This is a genomic window from Bradyrhizobium nanningense, assembly GCF_004114535.1.
In the GTDB taxonomy this organism is placed as follows: Bacteria; Pseudomonadota; Alphaproteobacteria; order Rhizobiales; family Xanthobacteraceae; genus Bradyrhizobium; species Bradyrhizobium nanningense.
This window is the reverse complement of record NZ_LBJC01000005.1, coordinates 1-15,953: the sequence shown is the minus strand read 5'-3', so window position 1 is coordinate 15,953 and position 15,953 is coordinate 1. Positions and strand designations below refer to the sequence as shown.

The 15,953-nt window shown below is 64.5% G+C and carries 17 protein-coding genes; 7 read left to right on the top strand and 10 right to left on the bottom strand.

The annotated features are described in order from the left end of the window. Window positions 1-31: 31 nt before the first annotated feature. The 7 genes from eda to XH84_RS01750 all read right to left on the bottom strand — a co-directional run bounded on the left by eda (window position 32) and on the right by XH84_RS01750 (window position 7,119). Complete coding sequence (gene eda / locus XH84_RS01780; protein WP_128917715.1) at window positions 32-682, bottom strand: bifunctional 4-hydroxy-2-oxoglutarate aldolase/2-dehydro-3-deoxy-phosphogluconate aldolase; 651 nt, start codon at window positions 680-682, stop codon at window positions 32-34. Window positions 683-699: 17 nt separating this feature from the next. After that, on the bottom strand, window positions 700-1,668 hold the full coding sequence (locus tag XH84_RS01775; RefSeq protein WP_128917716.1) for a sugar kinase: 969 nt from the start codon (window positions 1,666-1,668) through the stop codon (window positions 700-702). A 24-nt stretch (window positions 1,669-1,692) separates the two neighbouring features. Next, window positions 1,693-2,679, bottom strand: a complete 987-nt coding sequence (denD, locus tag XH84_RS01770) for a D-erythronate dehydrogenase (RefSeq protein WP_128917717.1) — start codon at window positions 2,677-2,679, stop codon at window positions 1,693-1,695. Window positions 2,680-2,747: 68 nt separating this feature from the next. Beyond that, window positions 2,748-3,614 carry a carbohydrate ABC transporter permease gene (locus XH84_RS01765; protein ID WP_430641867.1) on the bottom strand — a complete coding sequence of 289 codons (867 nt, stop codon included), beginning with the start codon at window positions 3,612-3,614 and terminating at the stop codon, window positions 2,748-2,750. A gap of 52 nt (window positions 3,615-3,666) precedes the next feature. Further along, entirely contained in the window at window positions 3,667-4,584 is a 918-nt protein-coding gene (locus XH84_RS01760; RefSeq protein ID WP_164936022.1) for a carbohydrate ABC transporter permease, read from the bottom strand. Between the two features lie 100 nt (window positions 4,585-4,684). Beyond that, a complete protein-coding gene (locus XH84_RS01755) occupies window positions 4,685-6,004 on the bottom strand; it encodes an ABC transporter substrate-binding protein (protein WP_128917720.1) in 1,320 nt (439 codons plus the stop codon). 47 nt (window positions 6,005-6,051) lie between these two features. Further along, on the bottom strand, window positions 6,052-7,119 hold the full coding sequence (locus XH84_RS01750; RefSeq protein WP_128917721.1) for an ABC transporter ATP-binding protein: 1,068 nt from the start codon (window positions 7,117-7,119) through the stop codon (window positions 6,052-6,054). A 202-nt stretch (window positions 7,120-7,321) separates the two neighbouring features. Here XH84_RS01750 and gntR point away from each other — a divergent pair, with 202 nt between their 5' ends. The 7 genes from gntR to XH84_RS01715 all read left to right on the top strand — a co-directional run bounded on the left by gntR (window position 7,322) and on the right by XH84_RS01715 (window position 13,832). Continuing rightward, a complete protein-coding gene (gntR, locus tag XH84_RS01745) occupies window positions 7,322-8,422 on the top strand; it encodes an HTH-type transcriptional regulator GntR (protein ID WP_128917722.1) in 1,101 nt (366 codons plus the stop codon). Between the two features lie 122 nt (window positions 8,423-8,544). Then, entirely contained in the window at window positions 8,545-10,374 is a 1,830-nt protein-coding gene (locus XH84_RS01740; protein ID WP_128917723.1) for an IlvD/Edd family dehydratase, read from the top strand. Between the two features lie 136 nt (window positions 10,375-10,510). Further along, window positions 10,511-11,242, top strand: coding sequence for an SDR family oxidoreductase (locus XH84_RS01735; protein WP_128917724.1), 732 nt, complete (start codon window positions 10,511-10,513; stop codon window positions 11,240-11,242). A 124-nt stretch (window positions 11,243-11,366) separates the two neighbouring features. After that, complete coding sequence (locus tag XH84_RS01730; RefSeq protein WP_128917725.1) at window positions 11,367-12,113, top strand: SDR family NAD(P)-dependent oxidoreductase; 747 nt, start codon at window positions 11,367-11,369, stop codon at window positions 12,111-12,113. Window positions 12,114-12,120: 7 nt separating this feature from the next. Continuing rightward, complete coding sequence (locus XH84_RS01725) at window positions 12,121-12,513, top strand: GFA family protein (RefSeq protein WP_128917726.1); 393 nt, start codon at window positions 12,121-12,123, stop codon at window positions 12,511-12,513. A gap of 153 nt (window positions 12,514-12,666) precedes the next feature. Next, a complete protein-coding gene (locus XH84_RS01720; RefSeq protein WP_128917752.1) occupies window positions 12,667-13,347 on the top strand; it encodes a site-2 protease family protein in 681 nt (226 codons plus the stop codon). Between the two features lie 62 nt (window positions 13,348-13,409). Next, the gene (locus XH84_RS01715; protein WP_128917753.1) at window positions 13,410-13,832 is read left to right on the top strand and encodes a hypothetical protein; all 423 of its coding nucleotides are present in this window, start codon (window positions 13,410-13,412) and stop codon (window positions 13,830-13,832) included. Here the strand turns inward: XH84_RS01715 and XH84_RS01710 are convergent. From XH84_RS01710 to exbB, 3 genes are all read right to left on the bottom strand, one after another. Then, entirely contained in the window at window positions 13,820-14,638 is an 819-nt protein-coding gene (locus tag XH84_RS01710; RefSeq protein WP_128917727.1) for an energy transducer TonB family protein, read from the bottom strand. The two genes, XH84_RS01715 and XH84_RS01710, sit on opposite strands and share 13 nt — an antisense overlap. A gap of 11 nt (window positions 14,639-14,649) precedes the next feature. Beyond that, window positions 14,650-15,105 carry a TonB system transport protein ExbD gene (gene exbD, locus XH84_RS01705; RefSeq protein WP_128917728.1) on the bottom strand — a complete coding sequence of 152 codons (456 nt, stop codon included), beginning with the start codon at window positions 15,103-15,105 and terminating at the stop codon, window positions 14,650-14,652. A 3-nt stretch (window positions 15,106-15,108) separates the two neighbouring features. Then, window positions 15,109-15,953 (bottom strand): tonB-system energizer ExbB (exbB, locus tag XH84_RS01700; protein ID WP_245471578.1); only part of this gene is annotated, 845 nt, incomplete at its 5' end.

Sequence of the window (15,953 nt, the reverse complement as noted above, 5' to 3'; positions counted from 1 at the left end):
AGCTAAGTCTTAGCCCAGGGATGGCAAGACTTCACGCGGCTTTCAGGGCCTTCAGGCTGCGCTGGCAGATGGCAGTTATGCCGGCCCAGTTCCCGGCCCGGATCTCCGCCGTCGGGCACAGCCAGGACCCGCCAACCGCGACCACGTTGGGCTCGGCCAGCCAGCTCGCCGCATTGGCCTCGCCGACCCCGCCGGTCGGGCAGAATCGCACGTTCGGGAACGGACCACCGAGGGCGCGCAGGCCCTTGATGCCGCCGGCCTGCTCGGCCGGGAAGAATTTTGCGACGTCGAAGCCGTGCGACAGCGCCATCATCAGCTCGGACGCCGTGGCAATGCCCGGCGCGAACGGCAAGGAGCTATGGGTTGCGGCCTTCAGGAGATCGGAGGTCAGGCCCGGGCTGATGCCGAAGGCGACGCCGAGCTTCTCGACCCGGGTGAAGTCGGCCGGATTGAGGATCGTGCCGATGCCGACGACAGCCTCGGGCACTTCGGCCATCATCGCCCGCGCCGCCTCGATCGCGACCGGGGTGCGCAGGGTCACCTCCAGCGTGCGGACGCCGCCGGCGACCAGCGCACGCGCCAGCGGCACGGCATCCTGGATGCGCTCGATGGTGAGGACGGGAATGACGGTCGCCGCCTTGAACAGCGCGACGAGATGATTCTGTTGGGCAGTCGTGGGCATCTGGTGGATCTTTTCGTTTACTTGGTCGCTTGACGCGTGGTCGCCGGCCGGTGCCGCTTCTTCGGCGGCATGGCATAGCCCGGAATGATGGCGCCAGAATAGCAGATCACGAGGCTGGCGAGGCGATGCCCGGCCCGGGCGGCCTCGACCGGCTCAGAACCGGCGAGCCGGGCGGCGATGTAGGCCGCGGCAAAGCTGTCGCCGGCCGCCGTGGTGTCCACGACCGGCTTGGTCATCGGCTCGGCGCGGACCTCGCTCGTGCCACCGGGGGAGCGCAGCAGGCTCACCGGCTCGGCGAGGCGGAACACCAGCTCGGGCGTCGGGATGCGCGCCATCAATTGCTCGTTGCTCTCGCCGGGATAGAGCGCGAGCAGGTCCTCGGTCGAGGTCAGGACGATGTCGGCAGCCGCGAACGCTGCGGCAAACACCTCGCGCGCGACGTCGCGGTCCGGCCATCCCCGCGCACGAAAATTGGTGTCGAACACGAAGCGGGTGCCGAGCAGGCGCGCGCGCCTGATCGCCGCGAACAGGCGATCGCGCCCCGCCGCATCGTAGATCGAGAGCGTGATCGCGGAGAGATAGACGATGTCATAGCTCATCAGCGAATTGAGCAGCTCGTCGGTCTCCGGCAGGCTCATCAGCTGGCGCGCCGCCGCGCTGTCGCGCCAGTGAAAGAACTGGCGCTCGCCCTTCGCATCGAGCTGGATCATGTAGAGGCCGGGCAGCTTGCCCGCGATCCGCACGACGCGCCTGGTGCCGACGTTCTCCGCGTTCCAGGCCGCGATCATCTCATCGCTGAGACCGTCATCGCCGAGCGCGGTGAGATAGTCGACCTTGACCTCGAGCCGCGCCAGATAGACGGCGGTGTTGAGGGTATCGCCGCCGAAGCCGCGTGAATAAAGGCCGCCCCCCTGCCCCGCAGACGCGCCGCCTTGCGCCTGCCTGAGCTCGACCATGCATTCGCCGATGCAAGCAACGCTCGCCATCACTAGGGCCCGCTCTGTCAGAGATCAGGCGACGAAATTGCCGCCGAGCTCGTCTTCGATGTGAATGCGGATGATGTCGTCGAAAGTCTTCTCGGCGGTGGTGAAGCCGAGCTCGCGGGACCGCTTGGCATCGAAATTGCGCGGCCAGCCGCCGACGATGCCGACGATGAAGGGATCGGGCTCGCGCTTGATGCGCGCGGCGACCTTCTCACCCGCAACCCGCTTCAACGCGGCGATCTGTTCGCCGACCGTGGCCGACAGGCCCGGCATGGTCAAATTGCGGCGCGGGCCGACCGCGGCAAGATCCATGGTGCCGGCGTGAAGCAGGAAGCCGACCGCCGAGCGCGGCGTGGCGTGCCAGTGACGAACGTCCTCGGACACCGGGAGCACCGCTTCCTTGCCGGCCAGCGGCTCGCGCAGGATGTTGGAGAAGAAGCCGGAGGCCGCCTTGTTGGGCAGGCCAGGACGGATGCAGATGGTCGGCAGGCGGATGCCGATGCCGTCGAGGAAGCCGCGGCGCGAATAATCGGCGAGCAGGAGTTCGCCGATCGCCTTCTGGGTGCCGTAGCTGAGCAGCGGAGTGTGGAAGAACTCGTCGCCGATCGCATCCGGGAACGGCGCGCCGAACACCGCGATCGAGGACGTGAACACCACCCGCGGCTTGTAGCCGCCGCCAACGAGCCTGACGGCATCGAGCAGCATTCGGGTGCCGTCGAGATTGATGCGGTAGCCCTTGTCGAAATCGAGCTCGGCCTCACCCGAGACGATGGCCGCGAGATGGAAGATCACGTCCGGGCGGCCGGCGATCAGTTTTTCGGCCGCGCCCGGCACAGCGAAATCGCCCGACACCGTCTCGACGGGGAAACCGGCCTTCTCCGGCCTCTTCGGCTCGACCACGTCATGCATGGTCAGTTTCGTGATGTCGCTCTTGCCGAGGCGACCGTCGCGCAGCAGCCGTTCACAGAGTTTGCGGCCGACCATGCCGGCAGCGCCCAGAACCAGAATGTGCAAGAGCTCAACTCCTTGTTATTGGCCGGAGCGCGCCGCTCCTGACGCGCTCTCCACTAGCCGCCCCGCGATCATTCCTTCACGGCGCCGGTCATCGCGGACACATAATGCTCCACGAAGAAGGCGTAAAGGATGACGAGCGGCAGCGAGCCGGCCAGGGCTCCCGCCATCAGCGACCCCCAGCGGTAGATGTCGCCGTCCACGAACTCGTTGACGATCGCGACGGGCACCGTCTTGTTGCTGGTCGACTGCAGGAAGGTCAACGCATAGATGAACTCGTTCCAGCACAGCGTGAAGCAGAAGATGAAGGCCGAGATCAGGCCGGGAATCGCGAGCGGCAGCACGATCTTGATCAGGATCTGCCAGCGGCTCGCCCCGTCGATCAGCGCGCATTCCTCGAGCTCGAACGGGATGGTCTTGAAATAGCCCATCAAGAGCCAGGTCGAGAACGGGATCAGGATGGTCGGATAGGTCAGGATCAGCGCCAGCGGCGAATCGAACAGGCCGTACTGGAACACGACGGTGGCGAGCGGGATGAACAGGATCGACGGCGGCACCAGATAGGCGAGGAAGATCAGCCCGCCGACGAGGTTGGCGCCCTTGTAGCGCAAGCGGACGATGGCGTACGCCGCGAGCACCGACGCGATGATCGAGAGCACCGTGGCGCAGATCGCCACGTACATCGTGTTCCAGAGCCAGTGCGGATAGTAGCTCTCGAACAGCAGCTTGTGGAAATGCTTGAAGGTCGGATTCCAGGTCCAGAACGGGTTGAACCTGTCGAGATCGAGCAGCTGATCGTCGGGCTTCACCGAGGTCAGCGCCATCCAGTAGAACGGAAACAACAGCACCACGACGATGATCGTTAGCGGCAGGTACAGCGTCACGATCCGGCGCGGCACCGACTGGAGATAGCTCATGCCCTCGCTGTGATCGGCCATAGGCGCCGAGCCCGACAGCACATTCTTGAGATCGATGGATCTGGTTGGCAGGTCAGTCATTGCTCTCTCCCTGCTGCCATTTCCGGCGCTGCAGGCCGAACCAGGACACCATGATCGCAGCGAGCAGGAACGGAATCATGGCGCTGGATATCGCCGCGCCCTCGCCGAGCTGCCCGGCGATGATCGCGCGCTGGTAGGACAGCGTCGCCATCAGATGGGTGGCGTTGACGGGGCCGCCGCGCGTCATCGCCCAGATCAGCTGGAAGTCGGTGAAGGTGAACAGCACCGAGAAGGTCATCACGACGGCGATGATCGGCGTCAGCAGCGGATAGGTGATGAACCGGAAATTCTGCCAGCGCGTCGCGCCATCGAGCGTTGCGGCTTCATAGAGCGACGGCGACACCGTCTGCAGGCCAGCGAGCAGCGTGATCGCCACGAACGGCACGCCGCGCCAGATGTTGGCGAAGATCACGCAAATGCGGGCCCAGGTCGTGTCGCCGAGGAAGTTGATGTTCTGATCGATCACACCGAGATGCCTCAGCGACCAGGAGATGATGGAGAATTGCGAATCGAAGATCCACCAGAACGCCAGCGCCGAGAGCACCGTCGGCACGATGAAGGGGATCAGGACCATCGCGCGCAGCATCGCCTTGAACGGCATGTTCTCGTTCAGCAGCAGCGCGAGATAGAGTCCGATTGCAAATTTGAGGGCGCTGGCGACGAAGGTGTAGAGCAGCGTGTTGAACACCGACAGCCAGAAGATGGAATCGTCCCACAGCCACTCATAATTCTCGGTGGCGACGAAGTGCCCGACCCTGCCGATCCGGGTGTCGGTGAAGGACAGCCAGATACCGAGTCCCAGCGGATAGGCCAGGAAGAAGATCAGGAACGCCATGGCCGGCACCATGAACCAGAAGCCGAGCCAGTTGCGATTGTGTTTGAGCTGGGTCCAGGCGCTGTCCTCGCTCATCTGAGGCTTGGCCCGGGGAATTGCGACATCAGCCATGCCCGATATCCCTGATCGAAATGTTGACGAGCGGGCGGCGCACGTGCCGCCCGCTCCGTGACCCTCAGCGATAGATGCGCTTCAGCTGGCGCTCGGCTTCCGCCATCGCGCCCTTCGCATCCTTGGTGCCGGTGCAGTAATTGGCGAACATGTCGACGACGATGAAGTCGGCGATTGCCGTTGCTGCCTTTTCGCCGACCGTGCCGATGCCGGACGCCGGCAGCGTGCGCTTGGACGCCTGCGCGAACACGGCGTTCTTGGGATCCGCCGTCCAGATCGGCGCCGACTCATAGGCGTTCAAGGTCTGCGTCAGATAGCCCTGCGCGCCATCCAGCCACTTCTCGTAGTTCTCCTTCTCCAGCATGAAGGCGACGAAGGCCTTCGCCGCGTTCGGGTACTTGGTGAAGTTGAAGGCGAGGATCGGCAGCGCAAGCTGCAGCTCGGTCGGCTTGCCGACCGGCCCGACCGGCCAGAGCGCGTGATAGGTATCCTCGGCGAGCTCCTTCTTGCTGGCATCGGTCTTGGCGGCGACGTAGATCGAGATGCCGTTCGCCGTGCAATAGAGCTCGCCGGCGAGGAACGCCTTGTTGTTGGAGGAATCGTTCCAGGACGCGGTGCCCGGGATGAAGTTGTCGTACAGCGCCTTGCAATATTCCAGCGCCTTCGCCGTCTCCGGCGAATTGATGATGATCTTGTCGTTCTGGTCGACCGTGTAGGCGCCGTGGCCCCACAGCACCCAGTGCAGCCAGGAATTGCCGTCGCCCGAGGCATGCCCGAGAGCGAAGCCGGCCGGCGTGTTGTTCTTCTTCAGGGCCTTGCACATCTCGAGGAAGCCGGGGAAGTCCTTCGGGAATTCCTTGAACCCGGCCTTGTCGAGCGCTGACTTGCGGTACGTCATGTAGCCGCCGTTGGTTGCGACGGGAATGCCGAGCCAGTCGTTGCCCTGCTTGCAGGTCTTGGCCGCTGCATCAGTCCAGCCGCCATATTTCTTGCCGAGATAATCGGCGACGTCGTTCATCTTCAGCACTTTGGTGGGAAACAGCTGCGGCAGCGTGTGCAAGCCCCAGGCGAGATCGAGCCCCGAGCCGGTATTGGCCGCAACCGAGGCCTTCGGCTGCACGTCCTCGAAGGACTCGCTGAACACGTTCATCTCGGTGCCGGTGGCCGCCTTGAACGCCGCCACCATTGCGTTGAACGCATCGTCCTCCTGCGGCACGAAGCGCTTCCATCGCATCACGGTCAGCTTGGCGCCGGGCTCCGCCTTCCAGGGCGCGCTCTGCGCCCAGGCCTTGGCGAACTCGAACAGCGCCGGCCCCGTGAGCATGCCGGTCGCAGCCAGTGCAGTTCCGCCTTGAAGCAGCGTCCGGCGGGTAAAGTCTTGCATGTCGTCCTCCCTGTGATGCTTTTTTGTTGTCTTAAGTAGAACTCACACTACGCGTTCAGGCGTTTTCCTGTCGCTTCGTCGAACAAGTGCACCAGTGACGGGTCGGGCTTCAGCCGGATCTTGTCGCCCGGGTTGAACTGGTGACGCTCGCGGAAGACCGCGACGACCTGCTCGCCGCCGATCTTGGCGAACACCTGCGTCTCCGAGCCGGTCGGCTCGACCACGATGATCTCAGCCTCGGCGCCGTCGTCGGCGATGGTGAAATGCTCGGGCCGCACGCCGTAGACCGCAGGACGGCCGTCGGACGCGGCGGGCGCGGTCTTGAGCGGCAGCTTGACGCCGTTGGGCCCCTCGAAGGCAGCGACGCCGTTGACGCGCACATGCCCCTTCAGGAAGTTCATCGCGGGCGAGCCGATGAAGCCGGCGACGAACTGGTTGTCGGGCTTGTCGTAGAGCTCGAGCGGCGTGCCCATCTGCTCGACGATGCCGTCATGCATGACGACGATCTTGTCGGCCATGGTCATGGCTTCGATCTGGTCGTGGGTGACGTAGACGGTCGTCGTCTTCAGCCGCTGGTGCAGCTCCTTGATCTCGGTGCGCATGGCGACGCGCAACTTGGCGTCGAGGTTCGACAAGGGCTCGTCGAACAGGAAGACCTGCGGGTCGCGCACGATGGCGCGGCCCATCGCGACGCGCTGGCGCTGGCCGCCGGAGAGCTGACGCGGGTAGCGATCGAGCAGCGGCGCCAGCGCGAGGATCTCGGCGGCGCGCTTGACGCGCTTGTTGATCTCGTCGGCGCCCGCATTCCGCAGCTTGAGCGAGAAGCCCATATTGTCGGCAACGGTCATGTGCGGATAGAGCGCGTAGTTCTGGAACACCATCGCAATGTCCCGCTCCTTGGGCTGGACATTGTTGACGACGCGGTCGCCGATCGAGATCGTACCGGAGGTGATGTTCTCGAGACCGGCCAGCATGCGCAGAAGCGTCGACTTGCCGCAGCCGGAGGGGCCGACCAGAACGACGAATTGGCCGTCCTCAATCGGTACAGTCACGCCGTGCAGGACTTCAAAATTGCCGAACGATTTCCGCACGTCGCGGATTTGCACAGACGACATCTAGCTCCCTCCTCGAAAGTCCACGACGCCTTTCGCGCCGCGACCGTCTTGTTTTTTCAGACTTCGCCGAACGAAGCCCGACCGTAGCGGGCAACATTGTCGGCAGTTTGTGCGGTTTTGGCAATTTGTCTTTGGTTAGTCGTTGCTGGTAGCGCTGTCAACGTTCCTTTGTTTGCGGGACCGAGTGTGTTAAGAGCAGCAAATGGGTCGAAAACGCACCAAGTCAGGCAAAATCCGGCTGGCGGAAGTCGCCGAGCTTGCCGGCGTCAGCCCGATTACGGCGTCCCGCTTCTTTCGCAATCCGGAAGCCCTGTCGATCGCCAAGAGGACGCGGGTGGAGAGCGCGGCCAAGGAGCTCGGCTATGTGCCGAACCTTGCGGCACGCGCACTGGCCTCGCAACGCACCGAGGTCATCGGTGTCTTGATCCCCTCTCTCACCAACAACGTGTTCTCGGACGTGCTGCGCGGCATTTACGACGCGTCCGAAGGCAGCCGCTACTCGATCCAGCTGTCCAACACACGCTACAGCATTCTCCAGGAAGAGAAGCTGCTGCGCCTGTTTCTCGCGCAGAAGCCGGCCGGGTTGATCGTCACCGGAATCGACCAGACCACGGAATCGCGAGCGATGCTGGAGGCCGCCGACTGCCCGATCGTGCAGATCATGGAGATCGGCCCCGATCCGGTCGACATGATGATCGGCTTTTCGCACTATGATGCGGCCCGCGCAGCGGTTGCGCACCTGTTCGAACAGGGCCGCCGCAAGATCGGCTTCGTCGGCGCGCGCATGGATCCGCGGGTGCAGCGGCGGCTGGACGGATATGTCTCGGCCATGAAGGACGCTGCATTGTTCGAGCAGCGCCTCGTAGTCACCACCGCGACACCGACCTCGGTCACGCTCGGCTGCGCCCTGTTCGCCGATCTCCTGGCCCGGGAGCCCGACCTCGACGCAGTGTTCTGCGCCAATGACGACCTCGCACTCGGCGTGCTGTTCGAATGCCGCCGCCGGGAGATCGCGATCCCCGACCAGATCGCGATCGTCGGCTTCAACGACCTCGAATTCATGGCATCCGCCGTCCCGACCCTCACCAGCGTGCGCACCAACCGCTACGAGATGGGCAACACGGCCGCCACCATGCTGATCGAGGCGATCGACGGACGGCGCCCCGAGCAGCCGGTGCTCGATCTCGGCTTCAAGGTGATCGAGCGGCAAAGCTCGACCTCGCGCCATTCGGACAGCAGGCCAGCCGTATCGGGCGCGAGTGCGGCGAACAAAATGGTAGCGTTACCAAGTGGCCATGACTAGTATCGGATTTGTGAGGAAACGACCCGCCAGCGGGCCAGCGATCCATCATTCGCGCCGTTGGGCATCGCACAAGCCGACACCCGAGGACGGACGCCAGTGCGTTTGCATTGCAGGAGAAGCCAATGACAAGAAAACCAACCAATGGGCATGCGCCCGCCGGCAACGGCTCACGACGCCATCTTCGCTCGCAGGAATGGTTCAACAACCCGCATAATCCGGGCATGACCGCGCTCTATATGGAGCGCTACCTCAATTACGGCCTCACCCGCGCCGAGCTGCAGTCCGGCAAGCCGATCATCGGCATCGCCCAGACCGGCAACGACCTCTCTCCCTGCAACCGCCATCATATCGAGCTGGCTCACCGGGTCCGCGAGGGCATCCGCGAGGCCGGCGGCATCGCCATGGAATTCCCGACCCATCCGATCCAGGAGACCGGCAAGCGCCCGACCGCGGCGCTCGACCGCAACCTTGCCTATCTCGGCCTAGTCGAGATCCTCTACGGCTATCCGCTCGACGGCGTCGTGCTCACCACCGGCTGCGACAAGACCACGCCGGCCTGCATGATGGCGGCGGCGACCGTGAACCTGCCCGCGATCGTGCTGTCGGGCGGTCCGATGCTGAACGGCTGGCATGCCGGCGAGCGCACCGGCTCCGGCACCATCGTCTGGAAGTCGCGCGAGCGGCTCGCCGCGGGCGAGATCGACTATGAAGAGTTCATGGAGATCGTGGCCTCCTCGGCGCCCTCGGTCGGCCATTGCAACACCATGGGCACCGCCTCGACCATGAACGGGCTCGCCGAAGCGCTCGGCTTCTCGCTGCCGGGCTGCGCGGCGATCCCCGCCCCCTATCGCGAGCGCGGCCAGATCGCATATGAGACCGGCAAGCGCATCGTCGAGATGGTCTGGGAAGACCTCAAGCCTTCGGACATCCTGACCCGCAAGGCGTTCGAGAACTGCATCGTGATCAATTCGGCGATCGGCGGCTCGACCAACGCGCCGATCCACATCAACGCCCTCGCCCGCCACATCGGCGTCGAACTCTCGATCGAGGACTGGCAGAAGGTCGGCCACGACGTGCCGCTCTTGGTCAACATGCAGCCGGCCGGCTTCTATCTCGGCGAGGAATTTCACCGCGCCGGCGGCGTCCCGGCCGTGGTGCGCGAATTGATGAAGCACAAGCGCATCCACGAGGACGCCGTCACCGTCAACGGCCGCGGCATCGGCGAGAATTGCAAGGATGCGCCAAAGCCCGACAACGACGTGATCTGGGCCTACGACAAGCCGCTGGTGAAGGACGCCGGCTTCCTGGTGCTGAAGGGCAATCTGTTCGACTCCGCGATCATGAAGACCAGCGTGATCTCGAAGGAATTCCGCGACCGCTACCTCAGCAACCCGAAGGACCTCAACGCCTTTGAGGGCCGCGCCATCGTGTTCGAGGGTCCGGAGGACTATCACGAGCGGATCGACGATCCCTCGCTCGACATCGACGAGCGCTGCGTGCTGTTCATCCGCGGCACCGGCCCGATCGGCTATCCCGGCGGCGCCGAGGTCGTGAACATGCAGCCGCCGGCGGCGCTGATCAAACGCGGCATCCTGTCCCTGCCCTGCATCGGCGACGGCCGCCAGTCCGGCACCTCGGGCTCGCCTTCGATCCTCAATGCTTCGCCGGAAGCGGCCGCCAACGGCGGGCTTGCGATCCTCAAGACCGGCGACAAGGTCCGCATCGACCTCAACAAGGGCAGCGCCAACATCCTGATCTCGGACGAGGAGCTGAAGAAGCGCCACGCCGAGCTGATGGCCAATGGCGGCTTCAAGCATCCGGCGAACCAGACGCCGTGGCAGGAGATCTATCGCAACACCGTCGGCCAGCAATCGACCGGCGCCTGCATGGAACTCGCCACGCGCTACCAGAACGTCGCCGGAGCGTTTGGCGTGGCGCGGGATAATCACTAGCAGCCACACCGTCATTGCGAGCGAAGCGAAGCAATCCAGTCTGCCTCCGCGGAGAGACCCTGGATTGCTTCGTCGCAAGGGCTCCTCGCAATGATGTGGGGCTGGCATTCGAATGCACACAAAGGAGAAAAACAACATGGCAGACCGCCTCAGGGGCAAACGCGCCGTCGTCACGGCTGCAGCCGCCGGCATCGGGCGCGCATGCGCCATCGCATTCGCGCGTGAGGGTGCAACCGTGATCGCGACAGACATCAATGAGGCCGGCATCGCCGGCCTGACCAAGGAAGGCATTGCCGAGGTCGCAAAGCTCGACGTCCGCAACACCGCCGACGTCAACGCGTTTGCCAAGCGCGTCGGCAAGATCGACATCCTGCTCAACGCGGCCGGCTTCGTGCACCACGGCACCATCCTGGAATGCTCGGAGGAGGATTTCGATTTCTCGTTCGACCTCAACGTCAAGTCGATGCACCGGACCATCAGGGCGTTCCTGCCCGACATGCTCGCGGGCGGCGGCGGCAGCATCGTCAACATCTCGTCCTGCGCCGCGCTGCGGCCGCCGGCCAATCGTTACGTCTACAGTGCCTCGAAGGCCGCTGTGTCGCTGCTGACCCGCGCGGTGGCGCTCGACTTCATCACCAAGGGCATCCGCTGCAACTCGATCTGCCCGGGCACCGTCGAGACGCCCTCGATGCTCGACCGCGCCGCCGCGCAAGGCCCGCAGGGCAAGGAGATGTTCATCTCGCGCCAGAAGATGGGCCGGCTCGGCACCGCCGAGGAGATCGCATCCATGGCGGTCTATCTCGGCAGCGACGAGAGTGCCTTCACCACCGGCGTCGACCTCGTCGTCGACGGCGGCTACATGCTCTGATCAACGCCTCATCCCGAGGAGGCGCGACAGCGCCGTCTCGACGGATTGGCCACGGGCTCTATGGTTCGAGACGCGCGCGAGCTGCGCGCTCCTCACCATGAGGGATAGATAGGGGGATTTCTTGATGAACAAGATCGATCTCAACGGTCGCATCGCTGTCGTCACCGGCGGCGCGCAGGGTTTTGGCCGCGCCATCGCCGAGCGTTTCGCCGCCTCCGGCGCCAAGGTCGCGATCTGGGATTTTGACTCGGCGCTGGCCGAGAAGACGGCGAAGGAGATCGGCGGCGAGACCAAGGTCTTCAAGGTCGACGTCACCGACACCGCGGCCGTCGAGCAGGCCCGCGATGCGACGCTGGCTGCCTTCGGCAAGATCGACATCCTCGTCAACAATGCCGGCATCGCCGGAATCAACAAGCCGGTCTGGGAGACGGACCTCGAGGAATGGCGCAAGGTGCTGCGCATCAACCTCGACGGCCCCTTCATCGTCTGCAAGGCGATCGTGCCGGCGATGCTGAAGCAAAAATACGGACGGATCGTCAATATCGCTTCGATCGCCGGCAAGGAAGGCAATCCGAACGCGGCGCACTATTCGGCGTCCAAGGCCGGCCTGATCGCGCTGACGAAGTCGCTCGGCAAGGAGCTCGCGGCGCACGACATTCTCGTCAACGCAGTGACGCCGGCGGCGGCGAAGACCGCGATCTTCGACCAGATGACGCAGCAGCATATCGACTTCATGCTGTCGAAGATCCCGAAGGCGCGCTTCGTGCTGGTGGAAGAGCTCGCCGCGATGGTGAGCTGGCTGGCGTCGGAGGACTGCGCGTTCTCGACCGGCGCCGTGTTCGACATCTCGGGTGGGCGCGCAACCTATTGAGGACATCATGATCCGGGAAGGCGGATGCCTGTGCGGCGCGGTGCGGTTCAAGGCGGAGGGCGAGCCGCTCAACGTCCGCGTCTGCCATTGCCGCCTCTGTCAGAAGGCGATGGGCTCGCCCTTCTTCGCCCGGGCGCAGTTCGACCAGCGCGCGCTGACCGTCGAGGGTGAAACGGAGCGCTATGCATCCTCGGAGAACATCGACCGCGTGTTCTGCAAGCACTGTGGCACGCGGCTGTTCGCGTGGCGGCGCAACGGCACGCTGGCGGGCGTGTCCCTCTCCGTTTTCGACGATCGCAACGCCTTCGCACCGACCGAGCACATCTGGGTCTCGGAGAAGCCCGCCTGGCTGAAGCTCGACGACGGCCTGGTGCAGTATCAGGGGACGATTCCTGCGTAAATCCGCACGGACGGCGTGGCGACTTCGGGGCGGCCGATCATCAGCGGCGTGGCATTTCCGGACCGGCCGCCCTATGTTGCGCTGAAGCGTTGCTGCACCGCCGGTTCGGCTGGGTCGTCTGCAAGGCCGCAGGCAAACCGGGATCAACGAGCCGTGAACATTTCCCTTTATGACCTTTCCGTCTGGGTGCTGCCGCTGGTGCTCGCCATCACCTTCCATGAGGCTGCGCACGCCGTCGTCGCGGACCGGCTCGGCGATAACACGGCTTCGCAGCTCGGGCGGGTCAGCTTCAATCCTGTCAGGCACATCGACCCCTTCGGCACGCTGATCCTGCCGGCGATGCTGCTGTTCGCGCATTCGCCATTCCTGTTCGGCTATGCCAAGCCGGTGCCGGTGAACTTTCGCAAGCTGAACAACCCCAGGCTCGACATGGTTTGGGTGGCGCTGGCGGGCCCTGCCACCAACATCCTGCTGGCGCTCGCCGCCGCCCTCGCCTTCCATGCTCTGCCCCTGGTGCCGGCGAGCTCGGCGAAATGGGTGGCCGACAACCTCAAGAATGCCCTCATCATCAACGCGATCCTGGCCGTGTTCAACATGATGCCGATCCCGCCGCTCGACGGCGGGCGCGTGGCAGTCGGGCTGTTGCCCCGCCCCCTCGCCGCGCCGCTGGCCCGGCTCGAGCCGTTCGGTATGCTGATCCTGATCGGCCTGTTGATCCTGCTGCCGCTGGCGGGTTCGCAGTTCGGTCTAAATCTTGATGTTATTTCAGCAATACTGCGAACGTTGACCGGTCATGTGATTCAGGCTGTTCTCTTCCTGACCGGCAACGTTTAGTTGAACAGCGACACCGAACACAAGCCGAAGGGCCAGAGGCCGACTTGGTCAAAGCTGCCGACATGCTGATCGCGCGACGCGCCGACACCCGTGCCCGTGCCGATTTCGCCACCTGGAAGATGATGGCCAAGCTCAACGGGGCGTCCGCGTTGCCTCCGGAGGCCCAGGAATTCCTGGCGAGCTACCAGAACCTGCTGGCGCAGATGAGCGAGGGCGAGGCCACCGAGGCCACCATCGGGGCGATCTACAAGGCCTATTATGCCGAGATGGGCGGCGCGGGAATCCCGCCCGACGTCCGCCCACGCGCGGCTGAGCCGGCAGCGGACAATGTTACCGCCTTCCGCCGCCCGGCACCGTCTCCAAAGAAGTCCGCCCCCTTCGGGACGGCGGCATTCGCTGGACCCCAGAAACGACCGCTCCCGGTGGCGCTGATCTTCGCGTGCCTGGTCGTGGTCTATGTCGGAATCCGGCTCTATTGGCGCTGAGCCGTCTTCTTCTTTTTCTTCTCTTCCGGTGGCTTGAAGATGATGGGGACGGTGCGTTCGATCCGATCCTCAGTTATCGCGGCAGGCGGTGTCGGGAAAGGGTCGGATTTGTGGACCATGGAAACTGCGGCAGCATCGTAAGCCGCATCTCCCGATGATTCCGCGACGTCAACCGAGATCACGTTTCCCCTCCGATTGAGGGCGAAGCTGACTTTTACAGTTTGATTGCTGGGATCCTTGCCCTCCGGATTGACCTTGTGAGCCGCAAGATGCGCGCTGATCTTGCGGTTCCAGTCGGCCGTGATCTTCAGGATGTCCTTGCCGATACCGACCACAGGAGCCATCGCCTTATCAGCCTCGCGCGTTGCGTCCTCGAAAGTCTGCCGCGCTTGGTCGATCTGCTTTGGCGCTGCTTCCATGGCTGGCGTTTCGACCGCAGCCACCTTCGGATCGTCGTCCTGCTCCTTCTTCGCCTTGTTTTCGCTGACGATACGATCGGGGTTCTCGGCCTCTTGCGGTCGATCCTGCGGAAGCTCCGTCTCCTTTATCTCGGCCTTCTGTTCCGGAAGTTCCGGGCGCTCCTCCTGCGCCGCTGAGTCGTTCGGTCCGACCGGAACGTCGGATTCTTGAGCTTCCGGCGAAGCCATCTCGACCGCGAACTCTGCGCCGGCCGCACCCAGGCCGTCGCCGTCGTCGTCGGCCCGCAAATGAGCCAGCGCGAGCGCAGCACCACCCAGATGGAGCGCGAGCGCCGCCACCGCCGCCAGGATCCAGAGTTTTCGGGATGGTCTGAGTTCGTCCGACATAGCGCGTCTTCTCAAGGCTGAGCGGCGCCGGCCGCAGGCGCTCCCGGCGGGCCTTCCAGCGCCACCAGCTTCACCCGCGCATAGCCGCCTGAGCGCAGGAGCTCCATGACGCCCATCAACTCCCCATACGGCACCGAACGATCGGCCCGCAGGAAGACGTATTTGTCCTTGCTCATGTCGGATAGTCCGTCGAGCGTCCCGATCAACTCGGCCCGCTGGACCGGGTTTTCTCCGATGGCAAGCGTCAGATCGGGCTTGATGCTGAGATAGGTCGGCTTGTCCGGCTTCTTCTGCGGCGTCGCGCTCGACGTCGGCAAGTCGATCGGCAGATCGACCGTGGAGAGCGGAGCCGCGACCATGAAGATGATCAGCAGCACCAGGATGACGTCGATGAACGGCGTGACGTTGATGTCATGCGTTTCCGAGAAATCGTCGTCGTCATCGTTGTCTGCGAGCGAAACAGCCATGATTCACTCCGCTGCGCGCGAATGCACGCTGCCGTGGCTGCGGTCGAGATCACGCGAGAGCAGCCGCGCCGCGGCACCCGAGGCGCGGCTGACGAGTTCGAGATAGCCCTTCGTCACGCGCGAGAAGTGGTTGTAGATGATGACCGCGGGAATGGCGGCGACGAGGCCGATCGCGGTGGCAAGCAGCGCCTCGGCGATGCCGGGCGCGACGACGGCAAGGTTCGTGGTCTGCGACTTCGAGATGCCGATGAAGCTGTTCATGATGCCCCACACCGTGCCGAACAGGCCGACGAAGGGCGAGGTGGAGCCGATGGTGGCAAGCACGCCCATGCCGATGCGGATGCGGCGCGCCTCTGCGCGCACGATCTCGGCAAAGCTGGAGGCCGCGCGTTCCTTGATGCCGGAATCGCTGGACAGGCCGGCCGACATCCGCGCCTCGCGCAGCGCCGCCGCCAGGAAGGACGGCAGGATGCCCTCCTTGGCACCGAGCGCCATCTGCGCTTCGGCAAGCGAGCGCGTGTCCGCAATCTTCTTCAGTGCCGAGCGAAGCTTGGTGGAGGCGACCGACAGCTCGATCGACTTGGCGATGAAGACGGTCCAGGTCATCAGCGACGCGAAGGCGAGCCCGATCATCACCGCCTTCACGATGACATCGGCCGACATGAACATGACCCAGGGCGACAATTCCTTCATCGCCGGCGCGACGGACGCCGTCTCGGACTTTGCAGGCGCCGGAGCGGCGATCACGGACGGGGTTGCCGGAGCGGTCGCCGTCGGCGCCGCAGGTGCGGTTGCCGAGGGCGCGGCCGCCGGGGCCGGGCCGGCCGCGGGCGGCTGGGCCGCCTGCT

Bases quoted from the DNA above. Each gene is read 5' to 3' on its own strand.
- XH84_RS01765 (WP_430641867.1), bottom strand. From the start codon at position 3,614: ATGGCCGATCACAGCGAGGGCATGAGCTATCTCCAGTCGGTGCCGCGC.
- XH84_RS01740 (WP_128917723.1), top strand. From the start codon at position 8,545: ATGACAAGAAAACCAACCAATGGGCATGCGCCCGCCGGCAACGGCTCA.
- XH84_RS01755 (WP_128917720.1), bottom strand. From the start codon at position 6,004: ATGCAAGACTTTACCCGCCGGACGCTGCTTCAAGGCGGAACTGCACTG.
- XH84_RS01725 (WP_128917726.1), top strand. From the start codon at position 12,121: ATGATCCGGGAAGGCGGATGCCTGTGCGGCGCGGTGCGGTTCAAGGCG.
- XH84_RS01775 (WP_128917716.1), bottom strand. From the start codon at position 1,668: ATGGCGAGCGTTGCTTGCATCGGCGAATGCATGGTCGAGCTCAGGCAG.
- XH84_RS01735 (WP_128917724.1), top strand. From the start codon at position 10,511: ATGGCAGACCGCCTCAGGGGCAAACGCGCCGTCGTCACGGCTGCAGCC.
- XH84_RS01710 (WP_128917727.1), bottom strand. From the start codon at position 14,638: ATGTCGGACGAACTCAGACCATCCCGAAAACTCTGGATCCTGGCGGCG.
- XH84_RS01730 (WP_128917725.1), top strand. From the start codon at position 11,367: ATGAACAAGATCGATCTCAACGGTCGCATCGCTGTCGTCACCGGCGGC.
- gntR (WP_128917722.1), top strand. From the start codon at position 7,322: ATGGGTCGAAAACGCACCAAGTCAGGCAAAATCCGGCTGGCGGAAGTC.
- XH84_RS01715 (WP_128917753.1), top strand. From the start codon at position 13,410: ATGCTGATCGCGCGACGCGCCGACACCCGTGCCCGTGCCGATTTCGCC.
- eda (WP_128917715.1), bottom strand. From the start codon at position 682: ATGCCCACGACTGCCCAACAGAATCATCTCGTCGCGCTGTTCAAGGCG.
- exbD (WP_128917728.1), bottom strand. From the start codon at position 15,105: ATGGCTGTTTCGCTCGCAGACAACGATGACGACGACGATTTCTCGGAA.
- XH84_RS01750 (WP_128917721.1), bottom strand. From the start codon at position 7,119: ATGTCGTCTGTGCAAATCCGCGACGTGCGGAAATCGTTCGGCAATTTT.
- XH84_RS01760 (WP_164936022.1), bottom strand. From the start codon at position 4,584: ATGAGCGAGGACAGCGCCTGGACCCAGCTCAAACACAATCGCAACTGG.